This is a genomic window from Pseudoalteromonas sp. PPB1 (assembly GCF_015356275.1).
Taxonomy (GTDB): domain Bacteria; phylum Pseudomonadota; class Gammaproteobacteria; order Enterobacterales; family Alteromonadaceae; genus Pseudoalteromonas; species Pseudoalteromonas rubra_D.
Window position 1 is genome coordinate 229,336 of the sequence record NZ_JACEQV010000006.1, and the last position, 18,258, is coordinate 247,593.

14 protein-coding genes are annotated in these 18,258 nt (G+C 47.7%); 4 read left to right on the forward strand and 10 right to left on the reverse strand.

The window, feature by feature from the left end; genetic code table 11:
* Window positions 1–81: 81 nt before the first annotated feature.
* The 6 genes from ihfA to IY568_RS08655 form a co-directional block, all read right to left on the reverse strand.
* Complete coding sequence (gene ihfA / locus IY568_RS08630; protein ID WP_010384797.1) at window positions 82–381, reverse strand: integration host factor subunit alpha; 300 nt, start codon at window positions 379–381, stop codon at window positions 82–84.
* Between the two features lie 2 nt (window positions 382–383).
* Window positions 384–2,771: a phenylalanine--tRNA ligase subunit beta gene (pheT, locus tag IY568_RS08635; protein ID WP_194867326.1), complete on the reverse strand. Its 2,388-nt coding sequence runs from the start codon at window positions 2,769–2,771 to the stop codon at window positions 384–386.
* Between the two features lie 13 nt (window positions 2,772–2,784).
* A complete protein-coding gene (gene pheS / locus IY568_RS08640) occupies window positions 2,785–3,765 on the reverse strand; it encodes a phenylalanine--tRNA ligase subunit alpha (RefSeq protein WP_010384799.1) in 981 nt (326 codons plus the stop codon).
* Window positions 3,766–3,957: 192 nt separating this feature from the next.
* Window positions 3,958–4,662, reverse strand: a complete 705-nt coding sequence (gene hda, locus IY568_RS08645) for a DnaA inactivator Hda (protein ID WP_049863408.1) — start codon at window positions 4,660–4,662, stop codon at window positions 3,958–3,960.
* A gap of 1 nt (window position 4,663) precedes the next feature.
* Window positions 4,664–5,719 (reverse strand): DUF2066 domain-containing protein, encoded by a 1,056-nt coding sequence (locus IY568_RS08650; protein ID WP_194867327.1) that lies wholly within the window; start codon window positions 5,717–5,719, stop codon window positions 4,664–4,666.
* A 111-nt stretch (window positions 5,720–5,830) separates the two neighbouring features.
* Window positions 5,831–7,039 carry a GGDEF domain-containing protein gene (locus IY568_RS08655; protein WP_194867328.1) on the reverse strand — a complete coding sequence of 403 codons (1,209 nt, stop codon included), beginning with the start codon at window positions 7,037–7,039 and terminating at the stop codon, window positions 5,831–5,833.
* A 263-nt stretch (window positions 7,040–7,302) separates the two neighbouring features.
* Here IY568_RS08655 and IY568_RS08660 point away from each other — a divergent pair, with 263 nt between their 5' ends.
* The 4 genes from IY568_RS08660 (at window position 7,303) to gloA (ending at window position 11,911) form a co-directional block, all read left to right on the forward strand.
* Entirely contained in the window at window positions 7,303–8,718 is a 1,416-nt protein-coding gene (locus IY568_RS08660) for an ethylbenzene dehydrogenase-related protein (protein ID WP_228553225.1), read from the forward strand.
* A complete protein-coding gene (locus IY568_RS08665; protein ID WP_125559368.1) occupies window positions 8,715–9,395 on the forward strand; it encodes a DUF1566 domain-containing protein in 681 nt (226 codons plus the stop codon). The genes IY568_RS08660 and IY568_RS08665 overlap by 4 nt, the downstream gene beginning before the upstream one ends.
* A gap of 21 nt (window positions 9,396–9,416) precedes the next feature.
* Complete coding sequence (locus IY568_RS08670) at window positions 9,417–11,375, forward strand: pre-peptidase C-terminal domain-containing protein (RefSeq protein ID WP_194867330.1); 1,959 nt, start codon at window positions 9,417–9,419, stop codon at window positions 11,373–11,375.
* 95 nt (window positions 11,376–11,470) lie between these two features.
* Window positions 11,471–11,911: a lactoylglutathione lyase gene (gene gloA, locus IY568_RS08675; protein ID WP_125559364.1), complete on the forward strand. Its 441-nt coding sequence runs from the start codon at window positions 11,471–11,473 to the stop codon at window positions 11,909–11,911.
* 77 nt (window positions 11,912–11,988) lie between these two features.
* Here the strand turns inward: gloA and IY568_RS08680 are convergent, their stop codons facing one another.
* The 4 genes from IY568_RS08680 to istB all read right to left on the reverse strand — a co-directional run bounded on the left by IY568_RS08680 (window position 11,989) and on the right by istB (window position 18,232).
* Window positions 11,989–12,756, reverse strand: coding sequence for a transporter substrate-binding domain-containing protein (locus IY568_RS08680; RefSeq protein WP_194867331.1), 768 nt, complete (start codon window positions 12,754–12,756; stop codon window positions 11,989–11,991).
* Between the two features lie 90 nt (window positions 12,757–12,846).
* Window positions 12,847–15,624 (reverse strand): collagenase, encoded by a 2,778-nt coding sequence (locus tag IY568_RS08685; RefSeq protein ID WP_194867332.1) that lies wholly within the window; start codon window positions 15,622–15,624, stop codon window positions 12,847–12,849.
* A gap of 872 nt (window positions 15,625–16,496) precedes the next feature.
* Window positions 16,497–16,793 carry a hypothetical protein gene (locus tag IY568_RS08690; RefSeq protein WP_125559357.1) on the reverse strand — a complete coding sequence of 99 codons (297 nt, stop codon included), beginning with the start codon at window positions 16,791–16,793 and terminating at the stop codon, window positions 16,497–16,499.
* Window positions 16,794–17,449: 656 nt separating this feature from the next.
* A complete protein-coding gene (gene istB / locus IY568_RS08695; protein ID WP_194867339.1) occupies window positions 17,450–18,232 on the reverse strand; it encodes an IS21-like element helper ATPase IstB in 783 nt (260 codons plus the stop codon).
* Window positions 18,233–18,258: the final 26 nt, after the last annotated feature.

Consider the following 18,258-nt stretch of genomic DNA (forward strand, 5'->3'; position numbering starts at 1 on the left):
TTCTTAATTATCATACAGATATCTAGCTGAAGGTAACGCAGCAGAAGATGCCTGCGAACTAACCCAAAGACGTCTGCGTGATCACAGGTTTTTGCTGGTTCCCACTTCAACACGTGTTTTTAACTTCTGACCAGGTCTAAAAGTTACAACACGGCGTGCCGAGATGGGAATGTCTTCACCAGTTTTAGGGTTACGACCAGGACGCTCTTTTTTATCACGCAGGTCGAAATTACCAAAACCGGACAGCTTTACCTGCTCTCCACTTTCCAGCGCTGAGCGGATTTCTTCAAAAAACGCTTCAACTAAGTCTTTGGCATCCTTTTTATTTATCCCCAATTTCTCAAATAGGTGTTCAGCTATGTCGGCTTTAGTAAGCGCCATATCTAGTCCCTCAACGATGCATTAAATTGTTTGGCCAATTCGGCCACCACGATTTCTACAGTGTCGTTGATGTCTTTCTCTTCGAGCGTTCTATCAACGGCTTGCAGTGTTAGAGCAATGGCTAAACTCTTATAACCAGGCTCAATACCTTTGCCCTTATACACATCGAATAAGTTTAGGTCAACTAATTGATTTCCGCCAACTTTCTCAATGCTTTCTAAAATATCGCCTATTTTTACATCATCTGCAACTAAAATAGCAATATCACGGCGATTTGACGGGAATTTCGAGATACTAACGGCTTCTGGAAGCTTACGCTCAGCGATCGCTGCTGTTTCAACTTCAAAAACATACGCAGTTTCATTAAGATCCAGTGATTTTTGCAGCTGCGGATGAACCGCACCGATATAACCTACTTTCTCACCATTGGCATAAATGGCAGCAGATTGACCCGGGTGCAAGCCATCACTTGGTTGTGCTTTGAAGCTAAAACGCGCTTTATCATTGCACAGAGCCAGCAACGCCTCTACATCACCTTTCACGTCAAAGAAATCGGTCTTACGGCTTTCAATGCCCCAATGTTCATTGTGCGTGTTACCATATACCACACCACCAATCACCGGTGTTTGACGAACGCCGTTCTCCGCGGTTTCGTCTTTAACAAACTTCAGGCCGTGTTCAAACAAACGGATGCGAGCCTGCTGGCGGTTTTGGTTGTAGGCTACGGCATTAAGTAACCCCGGCATCAGGCTTACGCGCATCGCAGACATTTCCACCGAAATAGGATGTGGCAGTACCAGAGCATCGCTTTCAGGGTGCAGCAGTTGTTGTTTCTTAGGATCAACAAAGCTGTAGGTAATCGCTTCCTGATAGCCACGTGCAACCAGTTCGTTACGCAGGCGAGAAACCGGCAAACGCGCTTCCTGGTGATCGGTCATCTTTAATGCCGCAGTCGGTGCTACATTTGGGATATTGTTATACCCAAACACACGTGCAACTTCTTCAATGAGGTCTTCTTCAATACTAATGTCGAAACGATAACTTGGTACGACTGCAGTCCAGCTATCATTGGCAAACGCCACATCCAGACCAAGGCGCGTGAGGATATCAGTCACTTTTTCATCAGCAATATGGTAGCCAATGACACGATCGAGACGTGCACGGCGCAGTGTCACAGATTTTGCCTCAGGCAAATCAGCTTCAGACACAGCTTCTACAACCGGACCTGCCTGGCCGCCAGCGATTTCAAGTAGCAAGGCCGTTGCTCGCTCCATTGCATCACGCTGTAGTTGATAATCCACACCGCGCTCATAACGGTGTGACGCATCTGTATGCAGACCATAGCTACGCGCCTGACCAGCAATCGCCAGCGGATTAAAGAATGCACTTTCTAGTAAAATATCCGTGGTGCCTTCTTTTACCCCTGAGTTTTCGCCACCGAAAATACCCGCCATCGCCAGCGCTTTGTTGTGATCTGCAATGACCAGTGTGCTTGGCTTCAGCTTGGCCGTATTGCCATCAAGCAATACCAGCTCTTCGTTTTCAGCAGCACTACGTACTTTGATACCACCTTCAATGGCATTTAAGTCAAACGCATGCATAGGGTGACCCAGCTCAAGTAATACGTAGTTAGTGATGTCAACAACCGGATCGATTGAGCGAATACCAGAGCGACGTAGCTTTTCAACCATCCAAAGTGGTGTGATTGCATCCAGGTTGATGCCTTTCACTACACGGCCAAGGTAACGAGGACAGGCCTGGCTGTTCACCAATTCAATCTCAATCTTGTCATCAATAGTAGGTTCAACGGCCGGGATAGCCAGCTCATTGACATCAATACCATTTAATACGCCGACTTCGCGCGCAAGGCCTTTAATACCCAGACAATCACTGCGGTTTGCAGTCAGGTCAACGTCGATGGTGACATCGTCAAGGTTAAAGTATTCGCGGATGTTCTGACCAATTTGCGCATCTGCTGGTAGCTCTAAAATACCATCTGAGCTTTCAGCCATGCCCAGCTCTTCAAACGCACACAGCATGCCGTGTGAAGGCTGGCCGCGTAATTTTGCTTTTTTGATCTTAAAGCCGCCCGGCAAAACTGCACCGACTTTCGCAACAGCTACTTTCAAGCCCGCACGGCAGTTTGCTGCACCACAGACGATGTCCAGCAGCTCGTCTTCGCCCACGTTTACTTTGGTTACACGTAGCTTGTCTGCATCCGGGTGCTGACCACACTCAACAACTTCACCGATAACCACGCCATCAAAGTCACCTGCAACCGGGTCGACACCATCGACTTCCAGCCCGGCCATTGAAAGCTGTTCAGATAGAGCCTCGGTATCAATCGCAGGATTAACCCATTCTCTTAACCACTTTTCACTAAATTTCATTGTTGTATCGCTCTTATCTGAATTGGTTTAGGAATTTTAAATCGTTTTCGAAGAAAGCACGTAAGTCGTTTACGCCATAGCGCAGCATGGTCAGACGTTCTACGCCCATACCAAATGCAAATCCAGTGTACTTCTCAGGGTCAATGCCTACAGAGCGCAATACGTTCGGATGCACCATTCCGCAGCCTAACACTTCTAACCACTTACCATTTTTACCTTTCACATCCACTTCCGCTGACGGCTCAGTGAACGGGAAGTAAGAAGGACGGAAGCGGATCTCCATGTCTTCTTCGAAAAAGTTACGTAAAAAGTCGTGCAAAATACCTTTCAATTCAGTGAAGCTCACATCCGTATCGACCATCAGGCCTTCAACCTGGTGGAACATTGGCGTGTGTGTCTGATCGTAATCGTTACGATACACTCGACCCGGAGAAATAATACGCAAAGGCGGCTGCTCAGCTTCCATTGTACGGATCTGAACACCACTGGTTTGCGTTCTCAGAACCAGTTTAGGATTAAAGTAAAAGGTGTCATGATCAGCACGAGCCGGGTGATGCTCTGGAATATTCAGCGCGTCAAAGTTATGGAAATCATCTTCTACTTCCGGGCCTGATTTAACCGCAAAGCCCAGCTCTCCAAAAAACTGCTCGATACGTTCAATGGTCCGTGTTACCGGGTGTAAACCGCCCTGCGGTGCCGTACGGCCAGGCAGTGTTACATCAATGGTTTCTGCCGCCAGTTTTTGAGCAAGCGCAGCCTGCTCCAGCGCTTCACGCTTTTCATTGATCGCGGTCTGAACCTGATTTTTTGCCTGGTTAATCACCTGGCCTGCTTCTTTACGTTCTTCTGGTGCCAGTTTACCCAGGGTTTTTAGTAGTCCAGTGATCTCACCTTTTTTACCAAGGTAATTAACTCTGACTTCCTCAAGTTGCGCAACTTCGCTCGCGTTAGCAACGGCGTCTAGCGCTTGCGCTAAAATATTCTCTAAGTTCATTCTATACCTGATCTTGTTGAGGTCATTTGCCTTTCATTGAATCGATTATAATAACTGAAACAACGGGGCAGATTCTAGCCCAAATTTGGGGCTTTTCATGGACAATTTGCTGGTTGTTGGTTGATTTTGGGCTGGTTTAGCGTTTCTTGTGGAATTTGTGACGCCGACGGTCAAAAATCCCACAAGTGAGACTCACAAATTCAAAGTTGTCTTAATGAATGGGATAGTTAATTTTCGCTGGGCTGCCATTGAAGCATGATCCAGTTTATCAAGCACATCCAGCAAAGCACGCATATCGCGGCTAAGCCGGGTCAGTAAAAATCGCGCGCATTCATCGCTGAGTTCAAGGCCCCGCATTTTCGCGCGTTTTACCAGCGCTTCGGCTTTATCGTCATCGCTCATTGAGCGGATCTGAAAGGTGGTCCCCCAGGTAAATCGTGATTCCAGATCCGGCAAACTCAAATTGAGCATGTTCGGCAGCAGATCCGCGGTCACAACCAGACACTTTCCAGGTTCGTTAAAGCGGTTAAAGAAGTTGAACAGGGCTTTTTCCCAGGGCTCATCACCTGCTACCAAATGCACATCATCAATGCACACAACATCCAGAGTTTCCAGGCCATCGAGTACTGCCGGGCCAAAGTTAATCACCTCTCTGAGCGACAACAGTATGGTCGACAGGCCCTGCTCTTGCGCATGGATACAAGTGGCATAAAGTAAATGCGATTTACCTGAGTCGCCCAGACCACACAAATAAGTGAACTGAAAATCCTGCTGGCCCGATTCGAGCGCGCTTTTCAGATGCGTTACTTCAAGCGACCCCTCACCACCAAAATAGGCACTGAAAGTTTCATCATCAGGTAAAGTAACGGGCAACGCCATTTGCATTGGCTGCATCATATCATTGCCCCACCCAGCTATATCTGAGGTTATTGGCACTGGCAACCTGATAAAACGCGCGAGGGTCAACATAAACACTAAATGCGCGTTCTAATTTGAGTGATTTTTGCAGGTCAACGACAGACGAACCGTGTTCAACTTCAAATTTGACCAGATCTCCCTGACGATAAATGACATCTACATCCTGTACTGTGCTAATGCTTAGCAACTGCCTTCTGGCCAGTTCAATTTTACTAAATGAGGTCAGCTTATCCACGGTCAAAACAGTGCTGCTGGTCGCATATGAACGATTAGGGTCTATCACATATTCAGCGGCCAGTGCCGTTGACATATCGTTAATCATGGCGATAAGTAATTGCTGTTTGTCACCCACTTGTTGGGTCGATTCAAACTGATCCGTATCTGTGTAGCGCCAATCGAGTTGCCAACTGCTGCTATTCGGTTGTTTAAACAACCGGCCGGTAATCACCCGTTCTGCATTATAGCGCATCGAAGCGGCTTCAACCGGCTCCGAAAAATTTCCCCATACTTCAGCAATGCCGACCTGCGCGCGATCGGTCAGGTCCATCAAAGGTACAACGACGGGGATACCCCATTCTGCCGCAGTGTCATAAATTAACCGCTCCAATTGGGGGTAACTTTCCTGGGTAACAAATTCTCGTCTCAGGTTGTCTTCTATCACCAGCCAGATTGCAATCATGGGACGACGGTTGCCCCATAAGGGTAAGTTGCTGTCTCTGACCAGCTGCTCGACTTTGTCTGCCTCAAACCTTACGCGTATTTTGATATCACCATCTGCAGACTCGATATACTCATATTTGAGCATATAATCGGAAATACGTTTCTTACTTTGCCGAATGAGTGGGTGATTTAAATGCTCCGTGCGGCCTGTCAACTTTTGGATCACACGGTCCAGCGCTTGCTGACTGGCTGCAACGCGCTTTGCACGCGTTTTGTTGTCCACCTGTAAGGTAGCTTCGTATAGGTCTGTTACCTCAACCGCGCTTGCAGCCATACACCAGCCAAACAAACCCAGTAAAAAGAATCTCAGTGCCATAACAACCAAAAAGTTAAGGAGAAAACCCGATCCTAATGCAATCGACGCTGCAAAGCAAAAGCCAGAGCAGAGAGAATTTAATTAGCAGATATCAGGTTGCGGGATTTATCGTCAAACCGACGCTTGTTCATAAAAGTATGCCTGGTTTTTGCCCAGCTCTTTCGATGAATAGAGGGCACTGTCAGCACACTTTAGCAGAGCTTCAGCACTGAACACCCCATTATTATTGGCAACACCGATACTGCACCCACACTGTACCTTTTCACCGCCTTCCAGTTGAATAGGGGAAGAGATACAAGCAATAAGGCGTGAACAGATCTGCATCAGCACTGATTTTTCAAGTGGGTCAGACAGAACCACGACAAACTCGTCCCCTCCAAGGCGACACAGCACATCGTAAACACGTAGCTCTCCCTGTATTCTCTTGGCAACTTCCTGCAACACAATATCACCACTGTGATGGCCATAGTTATCATTGATGGGTTTAAAGTCGTCTAAGTCCAGATACAAAATATGTACGGTAACCGAACCACGCTTTGACCGCTCTGCGAGATTATTCAGCTCCCGGAATAGAAACTTTCGGTTCGTCAGGCCTGTTAGTGTATCGTGTAGCGCTTCATGCTCCAACCGCTGTTGCAATGCCTCCCGAATACTTATTTCTTTTTGCAACTCAGACAAGCTCGATTCGAGCTCTTGGGTGCGTTCCGCTACTTTGATTTCTAGTTCACCCTGATAGTTTTGCAAAACCGTATTGGCTTCAACTAAAGCTTGTTGGTTATTGAACGCATCCAGGGCAGAGGAGATCACATGGCTAATCGTAAACAGCACATCGACAATCACACCTGAGTATTCATCCTCACGACGATAGGATTGAATGATAAATGCGCCCATAAAGTTGTTGCGATTGACCAGGGGAAAACAAAGCCATTGCTTTGGCACTGTGCCGATGATATTTAACCGCCCTTCTGCCACCATTTCATTCAATTGCTCAGTGGTATAGTTGCACACATTTTGCGACTGCAAAGCATAGGCTGTTAATGAGTGTGCGATTTCATCCAGAGACAATGCTTCTAAATCTTCTGGGTCAATGTCATCCTTTACATCATGAAAATAAGGGAAAGTCAGACTGCCATCTTCCCGATATAGCACAACATAAAAATTATCCGCATATGTCACCTTTTGCAAAATACAGTGTATGTCCAACAAAAACCGTTGGATTGAATCACTCGTATTTAAGCAGGCCACTATGTCTGTCATGCTGTCAATCACTTCTCCGCTGTCGAGGGCTTCTTCCGTCGTCTCTGACAAAAACTCATTCATCCGGTTCTCACTTTTTCACCTTGCGTCGGGCACTTATTTAGTTTAGTCGAGGTTTTATCAGATTGCGTTGAGAATCATTCTTTGGTGATCACATGGATTTACTCATGAGTTAGTGCTTGACATAAAACTGCAACCCTTTATGTTTACACTATTTAAACATACAGATAACAAAAATTACGATGCGTAGAGTCACTTTTGTCCTTCTTCATGCCTTAGTAATCTTACTGGTGGTTTGCAGCCTGCTTACTGGCTTAAGGTTTTCTTTGTTAACACAAGACTGGCTGATGGTCATTAGTCCACTGCTGCCCGACGGCGACTTATACCCATGGCATATAGCCAGTGCCAGTATCCTCAGTGTACTGGCGATAAGTTATTTGTTGCTTTCACTGTGGCGACCCTATCGTAGCAACCCAAACCAATACCACCTATGGGTTAACCGTCTGGGGTACCTGATTATATTAAGCCTGCTGTGTTCGGGCTGGTTTCTCTGGGCCGGTATATATGTTGCGCAGATGCAGCCGCTACACTTCTATAGTGTCTGGTTGTTGCTACTTTACCTGCTTATCCATGGCTGGATTTACTTCATTCAGTATGGCAAGCGCGTTTTATTTGCGCTCCTCCCCTCTCGCGTTGAAAAACAAGGTGTGTTTATCCTGACCTCTGTATGCACACTAGGTCTTCTGTTGTATGCCGGTATTCGCTATTCGGCAGACACACTTGAAGTCGCGTCGCTGAGTCCAAGTGAGTTCATTGACATAGATGGGCACGGTGATGAGGCGCACTGGTTAAGAGCACCTGTTTACACCATAGAAACCCATGGCGGCGCTAACTTTAACGGCGGCCGCAGCACCATTCGCGTGCAGGCACTGGCGAATCAGTATGAAAGCTATTTCCTGATACGTTGGACCGATCCCAGCATGAGCACCAACCACCTACCTTTATTAAAAACCAAGGCAGGCTGGAAAATCCAACAAAATGGCTTTTACCAATTTGATGAGCGTACTTTCTACGAAGACAAACTGGCTGTGATGCTTTCCCGCTCATGTTCTGGTGGGGCTGACAATACCACCTATCTGGGCCACCGACCCCTAGATAGCAAGCCACCTAATTGGCACGGCAAAGGTTTCCACGCCAGTATGGATGGTGAAATACGGGATTTATGGCACTGGAAAGCGGTGCGAACCAATGACATGTATCAAGCCGATGATAATTTTTTTGGTCCACCGGCCCCGGTGCAGCAAGGGCAACGCCGCTATACCGCCGGGTATCAGCCTGATGGCAAAGAGAGTGGCGCTTATGTGATGAACTGGCAGTGGTACACACCAGGGACCGTTATCCCAAAACGGTTACCACACAAAGGCAATGTGCATCTGAACGTCTTACCCTGGTTTGGCAGCACGCCCTATCACGAAAAAAAGGATATGTTTTTACCCGGAAGCAAGCTCTCATCTATTCTGTACCGCTCTAACCGGTTCGAGGGAGACCGAGCCGATGTCAGAGCACGAGGTAGCTGGGACAGTGGTATCTGGACCCTTGAATTAGTGCGAAAGCATAACACCGGCTCTATACATGATGTGCCACTTGAAAGTGGTACTTGCATGTGGTTTTCGGCTTTTGACCATGCTCAGGTGGCACACACCCGCCACATTCGTCCAGCCATCTTAAGGTACCCGCTATGATCACACGTCTATTAATGTCATTGGCGACCGCTGTCATTGTTATCTCGTTGTTGTGGATAGAACCTTTGAGTCCGGTCGTCCAGCCTCATCCAAGGTTTGTTAAACTGGATCGATCAGGTCATCCATTATCTCCCTGGCAGGGCCCCTGGTCCTGTGTGTTAGATACCCAGCGAGACCTGATATGGGAGGTTAAGACCGACAGTGAAAACATTCATGATGGCTACTGGACCTACTCCTGGTACATCTCATCTGACGAGAGCATACAAAGTCAGGCCAGAGGCGAAGCGAATCTGGGAGATTGTTACTTCGAGTCTTCGCGATGTGACACTCAGGATTTGATTAACCGAGCCAGACAGACAGCCTTGTGCGGCCTGACACATTGGCGCCTGCCTACCAGTGGTGAATTAAGCAGCTTACTGCAAAACCCGGCACGCCCCGGACATGTGCATATCGCCCAGGACTTTTTCCCTCATATGAAGCATGGGGATTACTGGAGTGCGGATCATTCACAGCCTCTTTCGGGCCATTATCAACGCTTCAAACAAGGTGCAACTGCTGTCAACTTTCATACCGGGGAGCAGTACCCACTTCCCTACCGTAACGCAGCGTTTGTGCTACTGGTGGCCGACTTACCCACAGAGTTTAGATCTACACGCCTCAAAGGCGTGACCCATTAACCAACAACAGGAAACGAGTCTATGAGAGTGCTTTTAGCGGGCCTCACCACGGTTGCTTTATATGCCACCACTGCCCACAGCGCCAGTGATTATCACCGTCTGATCTGGGACACTAACCCCAGTCATCAGGCCACTGTGGGGTATACCCCTACTGGCGGCAGTAACCATTACATTAAATATGGCACAACGACGAATGAGCAAAGTTGGACCACAGTGCAACCGACAGCCACGAGTGTTTTTGATGGGAGCCTGCAAAGCGAGTTTGTGACGTTAACCGGGCTGAGTGCCAATACTGCTATTTACTATCGCGTATGCGACAGCACCGGATGTGGCCAGCGCTTATGGTTTAAGACTGCCCCTCAAACTAGCACAGGGTTTGTCGCCATCGCGGGCGGAGACACCCGCACAGGCTGGACGACTCGACGTGAAGGCAACGAACTGGTCGCAAAGATCCGCCCTTTGTTTATCATGCATGGTGGTGACTATACCAATGCCAATTCTGCTCAGGAAATGCGAGAGTACCTCAAAGACTGGCAGCTGACATTTTCAAACGACGTGATCGACGGGCAAAACTATAAACGAATTTACCCGTTTGTTGCTACATTTGGTAACCACGAAGGTGACAATTTTAAAACGCTTTGTCAGGTATTCGGCGTAGATTTTGACAAAGATGGTGCCTGCACCAATAAAGACAGCTATGGCGCTTTTAATATTGCCAATCTCCTGCGTGTATACACCCTAAACAGTCAGTATAAAGACAGCGGCTGGTCTGCCTATGCGACGGCTATGAACAACTGGCTGAAACAAGACTTGCAAAGTAATGGCGCTAGCACCAAGTGGCGCATTGCTCAATACCATAAACCCATGTATCCCCATTACTCTGGTAAATCAGACAATACAATTTTGCATACCTGGTGGGCTGATTTGTTTTATCAGCATGGTATGAACCTGGTCGTGGAATCCGATACACACATCAACAAGCTGACCGAAGCTTTACAGCCTTCAGGATCCGGATTTACCAAAACCACCACAGGCGGTACCGTGTATGTGGGTGAAGGCAGCTGGGGTGCCCCGGCACGCTCTGCCAACGATCCTAAAAGCTGGACGATTGATTTAGCCAGCATTCAACAATTTAAAGTACTGAGTGTGGCACCCGACACCCTAAAAGTACAAACCGCTCAATTTACAGCTGGCGCTGATACGCTCACACGCGAACAACGTGCTGCCGACGCGCTTGCGCTGCCTGCCAATATCAGTTGGTGGTATGCCAGTGAGCTTGGAGAAACCATGACACTCAAACGTGCCGCCAATTCGCTGTCAATTATCGACAGAGACAGTGGCCCAGTTGACCCCGGCAATGAGCTGCAAAACGGCCAGCCTGTCGGTAACCTGTCAGGCGCCGCTGACAGTGAAAAGGTCTTTACCATGCTTGTACCACAAGGGGCTAGCAATCTGCGCTTTACCATGAGCGGTGGCAGTGGCGATGCCGATCTCTACGTACGCTTTGCTCAAAAACCCACTACTTCAACCTATGATTGCCGCCCCTACAAAGATGGTAATAATGAAAGTTGCAGTATCAACCCGGCACTAGCAGGCACTTATTATATCGTGGTCCGAGGTTATCAGGCGTTTTCCGGTGTATCCATAGTCGGCCAATATGATCTGGGCACCCCACCGGGAGATGGTAATAAACAAGTCTGGACTGGGTTAAATGCGACAACAGGCAACTGGATCCATAAAACCTTTGATGTGCCAGCCAGTGCCACTAAGCTCACCGTCAGTACCTCCGGCGGCAGCGGTGATGCCGATCTGTATGTTCGTTATGGCGCCCGGCCAACCTCATCTAGTTACGATTGCCGCCCTTACAAAGATGGCAATGCCGAAACGTGCACACAAACTCAACCTCAAACCGGCACATGGCATATTTCTGTGAAAGCCTATAAAGGCTTCAGCGATGTCACATTGACCGCAGAGTATTGATAGTCTGACGCAATCAGGAGAGCAATCCCCCTGCTCTCCTTGATTTTTCTCGATATGCCCTTATCTTTCAGTCCTGACTTTAAAGGGGCAAATTTATGAAATACCTGCATACTATGGTTCGGGTCGAGAACCTCGACGCATCATTAAACTTTTATTGTGATCTACTGGGTTTGGTGGAAGTAAAACGTAAAGACAGCGAAAAAGGCCGTTTTACACTGGTTTATCTGGCTGCACCAAGCCAACTGGAAGACGCTAAAACGCACTTTTCTCCCACCATTGAGCTGACTTACAACTGGGATACTGAACAATACACTGGCGGGCGCAACTTCGGGCATTTAGCCTTTGCCGTAGAAGATATTTACGCGCTGTGCGAAAAGCTTCAGGCGGCGGGCGTTACTATTAATCGCCCTCCCAGATGCGGGCACATGGCTTTTATCAAATCCCCCGATGGTATCTCCATTGAATTGTTGCAACAAGGCGAGCCACTGCCACCACAAGAGCCCTGGCTAAGCATGGAAAATACGGGAAGCTGGTAAAGCTGCTCTTTCTTAGCGACAGTCATTGATTGATAAATTCGGGTTCAAAGACTGGGCCCGATATAAACACGCAAGACTCAGCCCGGACCTGCATCTATCTGATATCGGCTTAATAATTGAGTCAGCTTGCTGCGAAATTCTTCATCGCTGAGTATGGCTGATAACCTGTCGTACTGAGGCTGAAGTTGTTTCGGTAAAAGCATTGCCCGGTAGTAAGTTTCATGAGGTTGTTTGGACAGATGGAAGTGCTCCTGCCAGCGATTTTTTTTGATAAAGTAGTTTAGTGTTGAACGGCTGACAATCGCAAAATCAACACGCTCTCTCAGCGCCAGCTCCAGCAGACCTTCTTCACTGTTTGCATCAACTCGCTCCAGCGCCCCCGCTTTTACCGGCTTAACCGTGCGAAAATAATGATAGCCTAAAATGCCACCAAACTTTTTGTTGGCCATAGAAGCTGCGCCATCGTATTCAAAGGGGTTTTCAGCACAAGAGACGAACTCATCGGTGTCATACATCAGGGCTGTACTCCACAAATAACGTGATTTGTCGGGGTCTTTAAACCACACAGGGTGAACCCCCAAAACAGCACCATCGAGGGCTTGCTCGTTAAGGTCCCGTTCAATACGCCTGCGTGGCAGGTATACCAGCTTATAACGTGTATGGGACTGAGACGCATTGAGTAAGGCTACAAAGTCAAAATACAGGCCACGCTGCTCAGCCTGATTCATGATGTAAGGCGGTTTATTGTGGTAGACATAGATGTTCAGCCGCTCCGCTGCGTGCGACGGCAATAGTACACTGAGTAAAAGTAAGATAAGGCCATTAATTAACAGGTTTAATTTCACAAATAGCTGCCACAAAAGGCTGGAGAAGACCCTTTAAATCTAGAGCCTGTCTCTCCAACCTTCAAGCACGTTTGTTAAATAGTCTTAACCTTAGTTACACCAGCCATCGTTATAAGTAACCTGGATAGTGGCACCACTTGGTGCACCGCTCACCTTCAAATACCCCCAGTACTGGCTTTGCCCGCTGAGATTGATACATTCACCATTGCCTGCACGCTCAGAGCGGGCGTCAACATTGCTCCCGTCAGGCCAGCCCTGGTTACTGTACTCCAGCGTCAAATCACCATTGCCATGCGCGGTTTCAATGCGAATGCTCTGCTGACCACTCACATTCTCAAGGCTAAACCACATAGGATCCTGATCACTTAAGCAAACCGCCTGATCAGCGGATAGTCGGCCACCAGAGACACTGCCCTGATCCACGCAAGTATCCGGCAAACCCGCAACCGGTGCTGTATAGCTGGCAACCAAGTTCACATCCGCGTAGGCGTTATAGCCTCTGAGCATTATGTAATACTCTCCGGCCTGTGGTGTCGCAACATCGCATCGCTCAGCGTTACCGCCAACATAAGGGCGACAATCGTAGGTGTCCAGCGTGGGCTGCTGACCATGGCGGAGGTATAAATCAACGTCACCCGTTCCACTACCAGTGCTGACCTTCAGATCAGTTGCCCCGGCCGGCAGTTGGATTTTAAAGTACTTCAGTTCATCCTGAGCGCCTGCAACTCGTACTGCCTGACCATTTTGCAGTTCAGTGATCCCCTGATCTGCTTCAATCACGGCCTGAGTGGTGACTTGATGTGCCAATCCCTCACTGTCGGTTACTTTTAACGTCACCGTATAATTACCGGCATCCCCGTAAGTATGTGTGGGGCTGGCCTGGGTGCTCTGCGCGCCATCGCCAAACTGCCACAGATAGCTCAGGCTTTGACCTTCAGGGTCTGAACTGCCCTGACTGCTGAAGCTGACCGATGAACCAGCAGTGCCCTGGTAAGGCCCATTGATCACGGCTGTTGGTGCCTGATTAGTGTCCCCAGCCAGTTGCTGGGTCCACTGAGTAAACTCGTTGCTGTACTGTGCGGCCCACTTATTCATACGCGTTTTATAGGCGCTCCAGTTGCCAACCCGCGTCTCCCCCAGCATTGCATTGACTTCATCTTTATGTGTTTCAATCATGAAGCGTACCGCCAGATAACCCCAGCGATAGATACGATCCTGGTCAAAACCATCATAAGTGGTTTCAAATACTTCGCCTAACTGATAGGTGCTGCCGTCTTTAATCGTATCTATGGCGCGCTGATTGTCGTTCAGGTTTGCCACATACTCTGCAACCCCTTCGCTCCACCACACAATTGCCTCAGTCGGCGCGTTAAAGTCACCATACAGGTCAAAACGGCCATCCAGGTAATGCACGTATTCGTGCTCCAGATTCCAGACATAGTGATCAGCCTTGGCATAACTGGCCTCATAGGCAATGAAGTTTGCCTGGTTGCCAACCACACTCGGATCGCCTTCCAGATACATACCGCCGTTATCTGTGCCAATACCAAAAATTGGTCCTGCATACTTTTTATAGTCACTGCTGCTGTTGAAAATGTTGACCTGCAGCATTGTATTGTTGTCATCAGCAACTGGTGTTTGATTAGTTTCGAGCATGGTATGGAAGCGAGTCTCTTCCGCTGCCATAGTGTCACATGCTGACAGATGTTGTGCCTGGGTCATATCTTGAGATCGAATACGGATTGTGCTGCTGCACTGATAGGTCTGTGACAAGGCCTTGTTGGTCAACTCCTCTTTAAACCCACAGATCCCAAAATCATTACAATCCGCGTAGTAGGTCGCAACATCAGCGGCACCAAGCCAAATTCCATCCCCATAGCCATAGCTCTGATAAGTAGAAAATAGCGCTTTGAGGGCCGTATCAACCGAGCTCTGAATAGGCGTACCCTGATAGTTTTTAAGTCTGGCAAGTTCTCTGCCCGCATTGATTATCAAGAATTCTGCGTCCGAGCCCACCATCCAGCTTTGTTTGGTGAAATTAGCCAGTAAGCTAACCAGTTCGGTATCTTTACCAACCAGCGTAACGAAATCACTGTTCCACTGGCCCCGGAATAAAATGGTGAAGATCCCATTCACCGCACCACGCATATGCCAGCTGGTTGCATAGCTTTCACTCCAGCGAGATAACCAGGCTTTGACCACAGGCAGATAGACATGCTGTAACTCGGCAGAGTCCATCGTCGTCATGACTTCACTCAGCACCTCTCCGTGCGCATCATTGTTGTCATAGAAATGACGGTTATTCACAAAGGCATCGAGGGCACTTCGAACCGTGCTCTGCACTGTGGGATCGAAGCTCACGGAGTCATTGTAAAACTCCACATAAAAACCCGCACGAATAAACAAAAACAGCGCTTCCAGCTCACTGCTGCCGGCGCCACTATAGCTACCTGACAGAGTCGTCGCTTGCTGCGCCGCGGCCAACATTTTGGCCGATGTAAAAGTCGCCACCTGAGTCGCCGACGGCGCACTGAATAGATCATTAACGCAGGTTGCACCCTGCCCCGTGATCTGTGCCACGATTGTCGATGCACTCGCGTTAGCAAATGCGGTTAAGTCACAGCCACTGGCAAGATCAACCTGCCCAGACGCCATCTGCATCATCACGGGCAAATGTGAATGCAGCGCAGTGTCACGTGCTGCTGTTGGCGCGTTGTCCTGTGCGGCGTGATTATGACCCTCATCGCCATGTGCTAATTGCAGATCGGCCACGCTCAGTGGTTTAAAGTGTCGTTCAACGTGTTGTTGTGCAGCTTCCACACTTGCACAGAGCAAGGGAAGCGCAGCGAGTATTGCTTTTATTTTCATAATTTAACCTTTTTAAAATGTGTATCCAAACCCCAGAAGAGGTGACATATTATTAACACTACGCACACAGTGTATACAATATAATTTATATAATTTTATTGTATATACCACCTAGCATTTCCTTTTAAGCATAATTTATTCATTTAAGTCAGAAAGTTATCGGTTTTATGAAAAGAATAAAAATGTTTAACTCCGCGAATTTGCTCATAAAACAGACAAAAGAGCAAAAAATTAGTAGCAAATTCATCAACAAAGGCTGCACCACAGGTGGCTATTTAACCGCCTCTTGTTAACCAATACTCAGAATGAAGTGCAACAGGTAGAGCCAGAATGTCTGGTACGTTGCCGTAAGGCTGGCTGTTAAACAGGCCGAAGATGGCATGCCAGATTGAGAAAGTTTCGCGATTGCAGCAATATGAGTGAAGTATCAACGCATGCTGCTCACGTTACGGGCGTGTAGATTGGGTCAACTCAACAGTGCCCGATAAACATCGGTGCTTTCTGAGAGGCCCTGGTATTACCCATATGGTTTGGCAGAATTGGCAAGTAAAGTGGCACTCAATTTGACAACTCAGAGAAGAGAGCAACTCAGAAGCAACTCAGAGAAGACACCCAAAGTCTCTTTGCGCGCCAGGTACGAAGTGGGACACGATGTCAAGAGTCTGCTCCTCAGCTTGTATAGCGCGCAACTTTAAACACCGGTGAGGAAAAGTAAGCCTTTTACTAAGCCTACAGCTGACTCAGGCTAACGACTTTCGTAGATGGTTATGCTTTTTAAACATTTTCAAAGACTTACATAGCGTTCAGACAGGAGTATTACAATCCGTTTCTGTGCTTAACTTCGAGTAAATCAAAGCTCTGCCTGATCTTAACTAATCGGTATGTAACTCAGTAATAGACACAATCCCATGGTTCTCAATGGTGACTATCAGGGTTTGATGCTCTAATCTGATCGGGTATTGACCATCAGGCAATCGCCTGGCCGTCAGGTTATTGAGCCCGACAATCAATCCGTCCAGCTCGCTGGCCTTTTGCGGCGCTGCGCCACCTCGCCCACGCATATACTCCATGCCCTGCTGAACACATTTTTCAACAACAGCATCAGCCACTTTTCGGCCCGCCTGGTGCTTCAGAGACTTAAACAATAACCCTTTGATTAAAGAAAACATAAAATTTCCAATATGCGATGACGACGATTCAGGAAGTGTAGCAAAGGTGGGTCCAGATGAGTATGACAAATCGTTTCAAAATATGTAGGTGGGTGCTTGAGTAGTCAAAGTCACTATGCCACTACAAGGTAAATACAATAAGAGGGCGTGCTGTTCTGTCGACTGTAAGACTTGGCAAAGAGGTTAAGCGACGAAGCGATTATGTTTTGACGGGGAAGCAACTGCGCTGGGCTATACGTGAATACGTACACTTGATGCATTAACTTGAGAGGTCTCAATTATGAGGGGATCCCCCAGCGCCGTGCTAAACGGCACAAAATGCTTTGCTAAAATTTGCGAGGAACGCAATTTTTTTAAGTGACACCCACCGGTAAATTCACAGACCAATTGGGGCAGGTTCAATAAAGAAATGCAAGATTATCAAATGCTACGCTTTCTATAAGCTCTGAGTAGTGAAAGTCCTAAGTTTAAGCACGAACTCCTGAAGAATAATCAGATTCGGACAATACGAATGCGCATCCAAGCTTCAACTTAGATAAATCGAAATGGTACTCACGGGAAGGTGTTAACCCAGTAAACGCTCGCACTTGTCAACGATCACCGAAAACTGATCCACTTTCAGCCTGAATTCGATCATTTAAAATTGATCCACTTGCTTACTCAGGTATTGCGCCTGCTCGGCGCTTGTCTTTCAATCTGTAGCTTTCTCCACTCAGCTGTAATACATGCGAATGGTGTAGTAAGCGGTCTAACATTGCAGCTGTTAATGTGGCGTCATCGGCAAACGCGCTGGGCCATTGCCCAAATGATAAGTTGCTCGTTAAGATGACGCTGCCATGCTCATATCGCTTGGCGATCACATTAAAGAACAGGTTCGCTTCTTCTCGTCCAAATGGTAAGTAACCTATCTCATCAATGATCAACAACCTTGGTGCCATCACTGAACGAGATAAGTATTGTTTGAGCTTATTTTGCCTGTTTGCTGTTGATAGTTGCAGCATTAGATCAGCGGCCGTGACAAAACGCGTTTTTTTCTTTGCTTGAACCGCTTTTAATCCCAACCCGATTGCTAAATGGGTTTTGCCCACACCACTTGGGCCCAGTAAGACAACGTTTTCATTCCGCTCAATAAAAGTAAGCGCACTTAATTCTTGTATCTGTTGTTTTGGTACACCCGTTGCAAACTTAAAATCAAATCCACTCAATGTTTTATTTACCGGGAATCCTGCCATCTTGCTGTACATATCACGAGTGCGTTCATCTCTGTGTTGTTGCTCAGTTTCCAGTAAAGACAGTAAAAACTCACCGTAACTCTTCTCTTGCTCTATGCATTGCTCTGCTAATAGCGACCAGTGAGCAGCGGTTGAGCTGAGCTTAAATGATTCGCACAAGTGTGCTATTTGTTCATGCAGTAACACGCTCACCTCCTGAAAATGCATCGTATATATGAATTGAGTGCTGCAGA